We start from the raw sequence: 12128 nt of genomic DNA, 5'->3' as shown, positions 1-12128 counted from the left end.
TTTCTTTGCACAAAATAATAAAATTGAACATTTTGAGTATTTTTAATAGTGAAAATAAATTAATGCAACACTAGTGATATATTACCAAAAAAACCTATATTATCATACTATTTATTATATTCAGGTAATAAGAGTAACAATTACGATATTTTATATAAAATGATTCCTTCTGTTTAGGTTCCTGTCTTTCCCCTCTGACTTCAAAAATTTTATTAAATTCTAACATTTATCTTTTTTCTAGAGATAATCTTTGACAAGTTGAATAAAATGATGTAAATTACGTAATGGGCGAACAATTAATATGTTAACCCAATATAATATTCGTATTTAGAGGTGCTAGCTATGGAAAACGTATTTGATTATGAAGACATTCAATTAATTCCTGCTAAATGTATTGTGACTAGTCGTTCTGAGTGTGATACGGCTGTAACACTCGGAAAACATAAATTCAAACTCCCCGTTGTCCCTGCAAATATGCAAACAATTATCGATGAAAAAATTGCTACTTATCTTGCTGAAAACGGTTATTTTTATGTCATGCACCGCTTCCAACCTGAGACGCGCAAAAACTTTATTAGAAATATGCATGCGCGTGAACTTATTGCTTCTATTAGTGTTGGTGTAAAGGAAGAAGAATATGGATTTATTGAAGAATTAGCTCATGAAAAAATTGTACCTGATTATATTACAATCGATATTGCTCATGGCCATTCCAATGCAGTCATTCAAATGATTCAACATATTAAATTACATTTGCCTGATGCTTTTGTTATTGCTGGTAATGTAGGTACACCTGAAGCTGTCCGTGAATTAGAGAATGCCGGTGCAGACGCAACAAAAGTAGGCATTGGACCAGGAAAAGTTTGTATCACAAAGATTAAAACAGGTTTTGGTACTGGTGGCTGGCAATTAGCTGCACTTCGTTGGTGCGCAAAAGCAGCAAGCAAACCTATTATTGCTGATGGTGGGATTAGAACACATGGAGATATTGCAAAGTCTATCCGTTTTGGCGCATCAATGGTCATGATCGGTTCATTGTTTGCCGGTCATGAAGAATCACCTGGTGAAACAATTGAAAAAGATGGTAAGCTTTTCAAAGAATATTTCGGTTCAGCATCTGAATTCCAAAAAGGCGAACGTAAAAATGTTGAAGGCAAAAAAATGTACGTTGAGCATAAAGGTTCTCTTGTGGATACATTAAAAGAAATGGAACAAGATTTACAATCTTCTATTTCTTATGCTGGTGGAAATAAGCTTGAGAGTATTCGTAATGTAGATTATGTAGTAGTTAAAAACTCAATCTTTAATGGTGATAAAGTTTATTAAACAGTACGATTGCGCTAAGAAAATTATTTATTTCATCCTGCCAAAGATTTGAATCAATGGCAGGATGAGTACGTTTATTTTGAAGTGAAAACAGGTTTTCTTTTCTCCATAAAGGCCTGTGTTCCTTCCTTTTTATCCGCTGTTGCAAATAAGACCGCTTGTGCTAATTTCTCAATTATTTGTCCTGTTTTTTGATCGGTTTCTGCCCCATATTGTACGGCCACTTTAGCTAGCCTCACCGCTAATGGACCTTTAGCTAAAATTTGCTCTGCTATCTCTTCTACTTTACCCTTCAAACAATGCAATGGAACAACTTCTGTTACTAAGCCATGTGTCATCGCTTCCTCAGCAGAAAGAAATTTTCCTAATAGAATCATTTCTAACGCCTTTCCTTTTCCAACCATTCGCGATAATCTTTGCGTTCCACCTGCACCTGGGATAATTGACAAATTCAACTCAGGCAAACCAATCTTGGCATGATCAGCCATCACTCGTATATCACATGCTAATGCCAGTTCACATCCTCCACCAAGGGCAAGACCATTTATCATGGCAATTGTCGGCATGTCATACGCTTCAATTTCATCATAAATTTCTTGCATACTACCTGATGCAAAAACATCTAACATTTCTTTCTCATTTAGTTGGGTAATGTCTGCACCTGCCGCAAATGCCTTCTCTCCTTCTCCTGTAAATACGACAAGCTGGGACACTCCATCATGTTTAATTTCTACGAGAGCATCTCTTATTTCGCTAAGCGTTTCTTTACTTAATCTATTTCTTACTTCTGGTAAGTTAATATATATATAGGCGAGCTGACCTTCTTTTTTTACAATAATATTTTCATACATCAGATTTCCTCCTTCTTATTTTTGAAGGTTTTCAATCAACATAGCCATTCCTTGACCACCACCGACACAGAGAGAGGCAATGCCAAATCTCCCCTTCTCTTTTGCTAGTGCATGCATTAAAGTAACGACAATTCTCGATCCAGTTGATCCAAGCGGATGTCCGAGAGCAATTGCTCCGCCATTAATATTTACTCGTTCAGGTGGTAGCATCAACTCTCTTTGTACAGCAATGGCTTGAGAAGCGAACGCTTCATTTATTTCAAATAAATCTATGTCTCTGATATGAAGCTTTGTTCTTGCCAATAGCTTTTGTATAGCCGGAACCGGTCCAATCCCCATGACTTCAGGTGAAACACCGACAGATGTCCAATCATGAATGATTGCTTTTGCTGATAATCCCCTTTTATCAGCTTCTTGTGCTGTCATAAGCAAGAGTGCTGAGGCGCCATCATTTCTTCCACATGCATTTCCCGCAGTTACGCTACCACCTTCTTTAAATACCGGCTTTAAGCTAGCAAGCTTTTCTCGTTTTGTCTCCGGTCTTGGATGTTCGTCTTGAGCGAAAGTGATTTGTTCTCTTTTGTTTTGTATTGTTAGTGGGATGATTTCTTGTTGAAATGCATTCCTTTCTAGCGCCTTTTTATACTTTTGCTGACTTTCATAGGCAAACTGGTCTTGATCTTCTCTTGCAATATTGTAGCGCTCAGCAACATTCTCTGCTGTCATCCCCATCCCTAAATGAGCGCCATAAATTTCTGGCGGTTGTTGACCATTCTCTTTATTGGCATCCACTAGTATCGTTTGGTCACCGCCAAACCGTGCGCCTCTAATAAAAATGGGGGAATTACTCATACTTTCCGTACCACCTGCGATAACAACATTTGCCTGTTTGGAGTAAATTTGTTGCATACCTGAAGCGATGGCCTGCATGCCTGATGCACATAATCGATTCACTGTAAAAGCGGGAGAGGTTTCTGGAATGCCCGCTCTTAAAGCGGCTACTCTTGCCACGTTGGATGATTGCGAGGACTGTCGCACTTCTCCTAAAATGACTTCTTCTACAGTCGATGGGCTCATATTGACACGTTTAAGCAATCCAGTTATGATATCGGAGGCTAAGTAGCTAGAAGATATATTTCGCAATGTTCCTCCATACCTTCCAATCGCTGTTCTTACGCCATCTGCAATGACGATTTTATTTGAGTCCATTTTCTTCCCCCTAGTTATATTCTTTATTTAATTGAGCAGCAATGATATTTTTTTGGATTTCTGATGTTCCTTCATAAATCCTCGTAATTCTCGCATCACGATAAAACCGTTCAATAGGAAAATCTGAAATGTATCCAATCCCACCATGTACTTGTACGGCTTTATCAGCTACACGGTTATATACCTCTGAGCCGAATAATTTAATCATTGCAGCTTCCTTGATTACTTTCTTGCCTTCATCAACCATCGTAGCTACTCGGTACGTAAAAGAGCGTAATGCTTCGATATCGACAGCCATTTCCGCTAACATATGAGCAACGGCCTGATGCTCAATAATTGGCACATTGAACTGCACTCGTTCTTTTGCATACATCATTGAAAGATCTAATAATTTTTGAGCAGAACCTAAGTTTCTGGCCGCCAATCCTGCACGACCGTTTGCAAGAATCGTTAATGCATTCACATACCCTCTTCCTTCTTCACCAAGGACATTTTCTACTGGGACTTCACAGTCTTCCATAATTATTTCTGCTGAATGTGAACCGCGCAGGCCCATTTTATGTTCTATCGCTCCGACTTGAAAACCAGGAAAACTTTTTTCTACAATAAAAGAAGTAATCCCTTTTGCACCTTTAGATGGATCGGTGACAGCCATAACCGTAAAGACATCCGCTTGCGGTGCGTTTGTAATATAGTGCTTTAACCCATTTAAAATATATTTATCGCCTTTACGTACGGCCGTCGTTTTTAAATTAGTGGCATTCGAGCCAGCCTGTGGCTCTGTTAATGCGAAGGCACCTATCTTCTTTCCTGTTGCCATATCAGGTAAGTACTTCTGTTTTTGATATTCATTTCCCATTTCCACAATGCCAACTGATCCGATACCCGTATGTCCACCAATCAAAGTGGTGAATCCATTATGCGTGGCCCCAATTTCTTCATACAATGCACATTTGCCTACCATCCCAATGCCTAACCCACCATACTCTTCTGGAATACTTAAACCAAATAAACCTAGCTCTTTTGCCATTTCTACAATTTTATCTGGGATGTAATCCTCTTTTTCGATTTGCATCGCAACCGCTTCCACTTCATTTTGCACAAACTCTCTCACACCTTTTTTCAACACTTCAATATCTTCACTTACTGTATAACTCATATCAACTACCTCCTTTTATTTTTGAATATTCTCTATTTTCTTCCCGTGTTGATCGTATGCATACCATCCTTTACCTGTCTTTCTACCTAATTCACCTTTTTCCACTTTTTCAACTACCGACTGTTTAGGACGATCCACTTCGAGCCCTGTTTCAGCATATCGTTGCTTCCTTACCGCATAATTCACATCAAGACCAGTTAAATCCATTAAAGCAAATGGACCAATAGGATGACCTAAAGCCTTTTCCACAACGTAATCGATTTCTTCAAAACTGGCATATCCTTGTTCATATAAATAAAGCGCCTCATCCATAAGTCTCGCTAAGATACGATTGGCAATGAAACCTGAAATTTCTTTTTGTAAAAGTACTGGTTTTTTGCTAATACTTTGAATGAATGTCATCGCTTGCTGTGCAACTTCCGTTGAAGTATGCGGACCTTGAACAACTTCAACGAGCTCCATCACAAGTACAGGGTTAAAGAAATGGATATTACATACACGATTTTGATAGGTTAACTTATCTATCAATTTAGAACTCACTATGGTAGAGCTATTTGTCGCAATGATACAATTTTCTGAGACAATCTTTTCTAAAGTTTGAAATAATGATTGTTTTGCCTCTAAATCTTCAATAATAGCTTCTATGATAATGTCTACATCATGTAACTGATTGATTTCAGTAGTAAATGTTAAATGATCGAAAGCTTTATCCACCTCATCACGAGAAAACTTTCCTTTTCTCACCCTCTTCTCTAACTGCGTTTCTAACACTTCTTTCGCTTTTATTAAACGATCATTTGATATATCTTGTAACACGACATCGTAGTGATGAAGCGCTGCTACAACAGCAATTTGGGCACCCATTGCTCCCGCTCCAACAACACCCACTTTTTTTATGTTTGTCATTCTCGTTTACTTCTCCTTTCTAATTCTTCTTTCACGAGTAATCTTTTTAATAGTTTACCAACACCATTTCTCGGTAGATGACTTCTTTCTTCAAAATCTCTCGGTACTTTATAAGGTGTCAATTTCGTATAACAAAATGCTTTAATTTCTTCAAGATGGAGCGTATAACCTTCCTTAGCCACAAGAAACGCTTTTGGAATTTCTCCATTTTCAGAATCAGGGATGCCGACTACTGCCACTTCAGCAATAGCCTGATGTTCATAAAGGACATTTTCCACTTCTTGAGGATAAATATTAAACCCTGAAAAAAGAATCATTTCTTTTTTGCGACCGACAATATAGAAATAGCCATCTTCATCTACTGTGGCTAAATCACCTGTAAACAACCACCCTTCTTGTAACGTAGAAGCTGTCTCTTTCTCATTGTTCCAGTAACCTTTCATTACTTGTGGACCTTTAATGACCAATTCACCAACTTGATTCATCCCTAAATCTTCCTGTTTTTGATCAACGATACGACAATCTACATCAGGAACAGGAATACCAATGCTGCCATGTTTATGTGTGCCATTTATTGGCGTACGATGTGTCGTTGGAGAAGTTTCCGACATACCGAAGCCTTCTAAGATGGTACAACCCGTTAATTGCTTAAATTGCTTAATCACTTCCACTGGCAATGGCGCTGATCCAGATGAACATATTTTAAGAGAGTTTAATCCTGCAGATCGTACATCTGGATGATGGATAAAAGAAAGATACATTTTAGGGACACCCGGAAACATGGTTGGTGAGTATTTCTTCACTTGAATTAAAACCTCATCAACGTCAAATCGCTCAAAGAGCAAGATTCGTGCGCCTAAATAGATGCCTACATTCATCGCGCTTGTCATCGCATACACATGATAAAGCGGGGTTGCTGCTAATATCGTTTCATTTCCGAAAGCCACTTTTTGTCGATACATCACATAGCTTTGGTAAACATTTGCAATTAAATTATAATGTGTAAGCATGGCTCCTTTAATCGCTCCGGTTGTTCCACCTGTGTATTGTATAATGGCTAAGTCGTTCTTAGGATCTATGGTCACTTCATTAAATTTAGTCATTCCGTCTTTGAATATATCTTTCATATGATGTTCTATTGGAGGTGCTGCCTTATTATTACTGACATTTGTGGCGTACATTATATGCTCTAAATCATACACTTCCCTAATTTTCTGCAGTGTTGTGGCAGATTTTTCACCAACAACTATTGCGCGCAATTCTGTATCATGAAACACTTGCAAAACCTCTCTTGGTGTATAGGCTGGGTTAATTGGCACGATGATAAGACCAAGTGCATGACTGGCATAATAAGCTGTGACATAATCTGGATGGTTTCCGAGCCATAACCCGATTCTATCCCCTTTTTTCAATCCATTTGTCTGCCAATACGAAGCGAGTGCATCTGTTCGTTTCTTCAGTTCCTCATAGGTGAGTGTTTCGTGATTAAAAATAATAGACACATGATCTGGATAAGAAAGCGCAGTTTCCTTTAACATTTCATAAAGTCCAATTTGAGGTATATGGAAATTTGGCAACCGATCTTCATAATACTTTTCCCATACTCTTTTTAAAGAGAGATTACTCAAGACACATTCCTCCTTTATGTGTCACATATAGTCTTTTAAAAGATCTCTTGCAATAATTAGCCGTTGGATTTCATTTGTGCCTTCATAGATTTTCGTTATTCTTGCATCACGATAATATCTTTCAACAGGATAATCAGCGACATAGCCCATCCCGCCATGAATTTGCACTGCTTTGTCAGCTACTCGATTAAACACCTCAGACGCGTAGAGTTTAGCCATTGAGGATTCTTTGACAACCTTCTTGCCTTGATCGACTAAATGAGCAGCTTTTAATGTTAATGTTCTTGCAGCTTCCGTTTCTGTCGCCATATCAGCTAACATCCATTGAATCGCTTGATTCTTAGCAATTGGCTTTCCGAACTGAATACGCTCATTCGCATATTTCGCTGATAATTCAATTAGTTTATCACAAGATCCAACTGCCCTTGCCGCTAAGCCAATCCGTCCTTCGCTTAAAATAGTTAATGCAGCTACATATCCGAGGCCCACTTCTCCTATCACATTTTCTTCTGGCACTTCACATTGATCAAATAATAGTTGAGCAGTATATGAACCTTTTAAACCCATTTTTTTATCCTTTTTCCCCACTGTAAATCCAGGAAAATCTTTTTCTATTAAGAAAGCAGTAATTCCCTTTGCTCCTTTATCTCTATCAGTAACGGCAAACACCGTAAACACATCTGCTACAGGCGCATTCGTAATGAAATGTTTTGACCCATTAAGAATCCACTTATCGCCCCTTTTCTCTGCTTTTGTCGCAAGATTAGTAGCATCAGAACCTGCGCCAGGCTCTGAAAGGGCAAAACAAGCAATTTTTTCTCCTGATGCTAAAGCAGGTAAGTATTTTTCTTTCAAATAGGGCGAGCCAAGCCTTACTAATCCTGTACTACCAATACCTGTATGTGCACTGATTAAACTAACAAAACCATTATGCGTGCGACCTAATTGTTCTAATACAGCGGTTTTCCCAACCATGCCGAGGCCTATACCACCATACTCTTCTGGTATACTCATCCCAAATAATCCAAGTTCCTTCACTTGCTGAACTAAAGAATCTGGTATACGATCTTCATCTTCAATTTGTTGTGCTAAAGGCTCTACTTCCTTCTCGACAAATTGGTGTACCATTTGCACAATCTGATCGATTTCTTGGTTTTGAACTGTGAACATAAGATCACTCCTTTGATTGCTTTATATAAATATGGATGCAAAAACCATGCCATCACTTTTATTTCACGAAAGATTATGAACGAATAGCTTTAACATAAGTTATACAGTGATTTTTTCGGCATCATTTGTATCATCCACAAAGTAAACGCTTACTTTTTTGATTCAAAAAAGAATAGAGTTGATTCACTAATGAATCAACTCTATTCCATACTTTTTAAGCTTTCTTGAAATTGTCGGTTGGCTAGTATGCAAAGCGGATGCAAGCTCGTATGTCGTTGTACATTTTTTTAATGCTTTTATAATAGCTTTTTTTTCTGCTGCTTCTACTACATCCTTTAATGTCTCTGTTTTTTCATTCTCAAATGAAAAATCTATTTCTCGCCGATATTCTGGCGGGAGATCATTCATTGTAATAATAGACTCTTGTGAGACAATAACCAATCTCTCAATTAAGTTGGCTAATTCACGAATATTGCCTGGCCATTGATAATGATATAAAAATTTTTTCACCTCCGTATGTAAATCTTTTTTGAAATGATATTTTTCATTTGCCTGTTTTAAGAAATAATGGATTAGAGGATATATATCCTCCCGCCGGTCCTTTAAAGAGGGGATTTCAATGGTAATCACATTTAAGCGATAATATAGGTCTTCACGAAAATGACCGTTATTCACCATCTCTTTTAAATCTCTATTGGTCGCAGCAATGAGTCTTACATTTACATTCTTTGTCTTTGTTCCGCCTACCCGTTGGATTTCCTTTTCCTGAATGACTCTTAACAATTTGACTTGTGAAGCCAACGGTAATTCCCCAATCTCATCTAAAAACAAAACCCCTTCATCGGCTAGTTCAAACATCCCTGGTTTCCCATGTTTATCTGCCCCTGTGAAAGCACCTTTTTCATAACCAAATAATTCAGATTCTAATAATTCCTCTGGAATCGCACCACAGTTTAATTTAATAAATTTCCCCCTCATTCTTCTATTACTTGTTTCGTAAATGTATTTAGCAAGAACATCTTTTCCTACGCCTGTATCGCCAAGAAGAAGAACTGTGGCATCCACATTAACAATCCGTTCAGCGGTTTCAAATACATGCTTCATTTTTTCACTCTCTATGACAATCGCTTGCTGATGTAAGGTAATGTTTTGTTTTAACCTTTCAATTTCTTGACGGTAAGAGAGGTTTAATTTATTTGCTTCTTTTAAAGCATTTTGTAGTTCAATCAATTGTGATAAATCTCTAATATTTGTAACAACACTTTCTACTTCACCCGTATCGTCAAAGACCGGACTACCAGTAAGGAGCAACGATTCATTGCCAGCTCGATTAAACTGTACATGTGAAATCGTTTCTTTCTTTTCTATCACCCTTTTCGTTAAAGAACTCTCGAGAATCCCCCTTTCAATTAATGCATCTACCTTCTTATTCATATAATATTCTTTTGGGATACCCGTAATTCTCTCCATTGCGGAATTGGTTAAAATGGTATTCCCCTTTCGATCGGTTAAATAAATACCGTCGTAAGAGTTTTCTATAATTGCTTCCAGTAGCGTATTTGCCTTCATCAAGTCACTTACTTTATTCATTAATTGAGTCAATTCGGAAGACGAAATCCCTATATATAAGTAGTGATCCTGGCCTGATTGACTTCTGATAAACAAAAGAAAATCTTCATCCGTTAAAAAGGCGACCCTTATCTTTTCATTACCATACGCATGCCATCTCGAAAATAGATCGTTAATATACGAAGAAGGCTTCCCTTTAATCAAGATACGTAATGATTCGCTCATAGAAATAATTTCACCAGTTAGCGTTGTCTCTACTGTCAGTAAAAGACTACGATTCTGTACAATCATCTACTATCTTCACCTCTTTACATGGTAAGAAAAATAGAGGAAATAATGTAACTATATTTCCCCCGTAATTGTTACTTCATTAACTATTCGTATTGACCGTTTTTTTTGTGTGTTGTTCAAAAAAAGAGAGAATTTCTTCAAACACCAGCTGCTCATTTTCTTTTTTAGTAAAGCCATGTCCCTCATCTTGTAATAAAATATATTTCACTTCGCGTCCTTTCTTCTTTAATGCTTGCACAATTTGATCAGATTCTTCTTTCACAACACGGGGATCATTGGCTCCTTGAATAACGAGCATCGGTTTAGTCATAAAATCCAAATAAGTAATAGGAGAATATTCAATGAGTTTCTCCTTATCTTTTATGGGGTTTCCTACCCATTGATCCATAATCGGTTTCCAATCTTCGGGAACGGATTCGATAAATGAAAATAAATTAGAAGGTCCGAAGATATCGACAACCGCTTTAAAATAATCTGGATGTCTGCCATGTAAAAGCAGCGCCATATATCCGCCGTAGCTTCCCCCCATTAACAGAATGTCACCTTTCTTTGCATAACCTTTTTCGATTAGCCATTCTATACCAGCTATATTATCTAACCTAGGACCCTCTCCCCAATCACCCTCAACCATTTTCATAAAGGACAAGCCATAACCCGTTGACCCTCTAAAATTAGGGGCAAAGATGCTGTATCCATGATTGATAAGGAACTGAAAATAGGAACGAAAAGATTTTCTCTCTGCTGCTTGCGGTCCACCATGTGGCCAAAATATAACTTGGCCATTATTTACCTTCTTATTTGCTTCAAACCATAATGCTTCAATTTCTAAACCATCAAATGAAGGATAATAAATCGTTGTTGGATCGACAAGCTCGGATTCTTCCACACCTGGTACACGATATTCAGTTAACTGCTTCCACTCTTCACCCTTTTTTAATTGATAAATATTATGCGGTTTAATGGCGCTTCTACCTAAAAGATATAAATTACCTGAGTCATGAACAACTAATTTTTCAATAATATCACTAGGAATTTCTATCTTTTGTAAGTTATGATTATCTAAAGAATAAACATAAAGAAAGTCTTCCACTCCTTTTTCAGAAGTTAAATAGATGATGTGATTACGCTTATCATAATGAATGGATGAGAAACTTTCTTGGTCAAGCCCGACAACTTTACTGTATTGTTTTGTTATCAAATTAAATGTCGCCAAATAAGTGAAATTCTCATTAAAATTGGTGATCAAATAAATGGTATCTTCCGAGGTAAATAAAGCACCCGTTACTGTATGCGCCTCTGCATCTTTGGCAGTTAAACAAAGCTTTTCACTTTCAGTATGTACATAAGCGAGGGAATGAGTATTGGCAAATACAGTAGATGAAATATATCTCTCTTCATTTGGACTCCAACCATCTAGAAACGTCATACCTTCTGTCCCCTCTAGGAAAAGTTCTTCTTTGTCCGTTTCTATATGATATCTGTACACATTTAAATAAGAAGGGTTATGTTTAGAAGAACTATAATACAAGTATTGACCATCTTTTGATAATAGGGGATTAAAATTCCTCTTTTTTTCATTATTAATCAGTTGTTTCAATTTGCCACCATCCGGATGGACAGCATAATATTGCGCACATTCATCTCCATCTTGATCAAAACCCGCAAGTATAAATTGACCACTATCATCATAGAGGAGCCCCATGCACACTTGATCTTTGAATGTTAATTGAACGGGAAATTGCTTTGGCAAATTCATTGCCCATAAATTGTAGTAGCCATTTAAATTTGTACTAAACACAACTTGTGACTCATCTGGATTGACGACAAAGTCGTTGATGCTTAACGTTTTTAGAAACTGCTTCATCTCGGGTTTCGGAAATTGAATCATAGAACCCCCTCCTAATTAAAAGATTATTCTCATAATTCAGTATACCATATTCTATTTTACCAATTAAAACCAAACAAAAGCGAACATAGTATGACATTTTTATTTCAATTCTAATAGAGTGCAATAACTAC

Annotated in this window: 9 protein-coding genes; 1 reads left to right on the top strand and 8 read right to left on the bottom strand. The window is 37.3% G+C overall.

Features of this window, described 5'->3' with window-relative positions:
* Positions 1–342: 342 nt before the first annotated feature.
* Entirely contained in the window at positions 343–1326 is a 984-nt protein-coding gene (guaC, locus tag H9655_RS04590; protein ID WP_191811289.1) for a GMP reductase, read from the top strand.
* A 74-nt stretch (positions 1327–1400) separates the two neighbouring features.
* Here guaC and H9655_RS04585 read toward each other — a convergent pair whose 3' ends face one another.
* From H9655_RS04585 to H9655_RS04550, 8 genes are all read right to left on the bottom strand, one after another.
* Positions 1401–2177 (bottom strand): enoyl-CoA hydratase/isomerase family protein, encoded by a 777-nt coding sequence (locus tag H9655_RS04585; protein WP_191811287.1) that lies wholly within the window; start codon positions 2175–2177, stop codon positions 1401–1403.
* A 15-nt stretch (positions 2178–2192) separates the two neighbouring features.
* A complete protein-coding gene (locus H9655_RS04580; RefSeq protein ID WP_191811285.1) occupies positions 2193–3386 on the bottom strand; it encodes a thiolase family protein in 1194 nt (397 codons plus the stop codon).
* Between the two features lie 10 nt (positions 3387–3396).
* Positions 3397–4545 carry an acyl-CoA dehydrogenase family protein gene (locus tag H9655_RS04575; RefSeq protein ID WP_191811283.1) on the bottom strand — a complete coding sequence of 383 codons (1149 nt, stop codon included), beginning with the start codon at positions 4543–4545 and terminating at the stop codon, positions 3397–3399.
* 15 nt (positions 4546–4560) lie between these two features.
* Positions 4561–5451, bottom strand: a complete 891-nt coding sequence (locus tag H9655_RS04570; protein WP_191811280.1) for a 3-hydroxyacyl-CoA dehydrogenase family protein — start codon at positions 5449–5451, stop codon at positions 4561–4563.
* On the bottom strand, positions 5448–7079 hold the full coding sequence (locus tag H9655_RS04565) for a long-chain-fatty-acid--CoA ligase (protein WP_191811278.1): 1632 nt from the start codon (positions 7077–7079) through the stop codon (positions 5448–5450). The genes H9655_RS04570 and H9655_RS04565 overlap by 4 nt, the downstream gene beginning before the upstream one ends.
* A 21-nt stretch (positions 7080–7100) precedes the next feature.
* On the bottom strand, positions 7101–8249 hold the full coding sequence (locus tag H9655_RS04560; protein WP_191811276.1) for an acyl-CoA dehydrogenase family protein: 1149 nt from the start codon (positions 8247–8249) through the stop codon (positions 7101–7103).
* A gap of 186 nt (positions 8250–8435) precedes the next feature.
* Positions 8436–10109, bottom strand: coding sequence for a sigma-54 interaction domain-containing protein (locus H9655_RS04555; RefSeq protein WP_191811274.1), 1674 nt, complete (start codon positions 10107–10109; stop codon positions 8436–8438).
* A gap of 79 nt (positions 10110–10188) precedes the next feature.
* Positions 10189–11997, bottom strand: a complete 1809-nt coding sequence (locus H9655_RS04550; protein ID WP_191811271.1) for a S9 family peptidase — start codon at positions 11995–11997, stop codon at positions 10189–10191.
* Positions 11998–12128 lie beyond the last annotated feature (131 nt).

Origin of the sequence: Cytobacillus stercorigallinarum, assembly GCF_014836495.1 — a bacterium.
GTDB lineage: Bacteria > Bacillota > Bacilli > Bacillales > Cytobacillaceae > Cytobacillus > Cytobacillus stercorigallinarum.
Note: the sequence above shows the minus strand (reverse complement) of the source record. Positions and strands in the feature narration are given on the sequence as shown.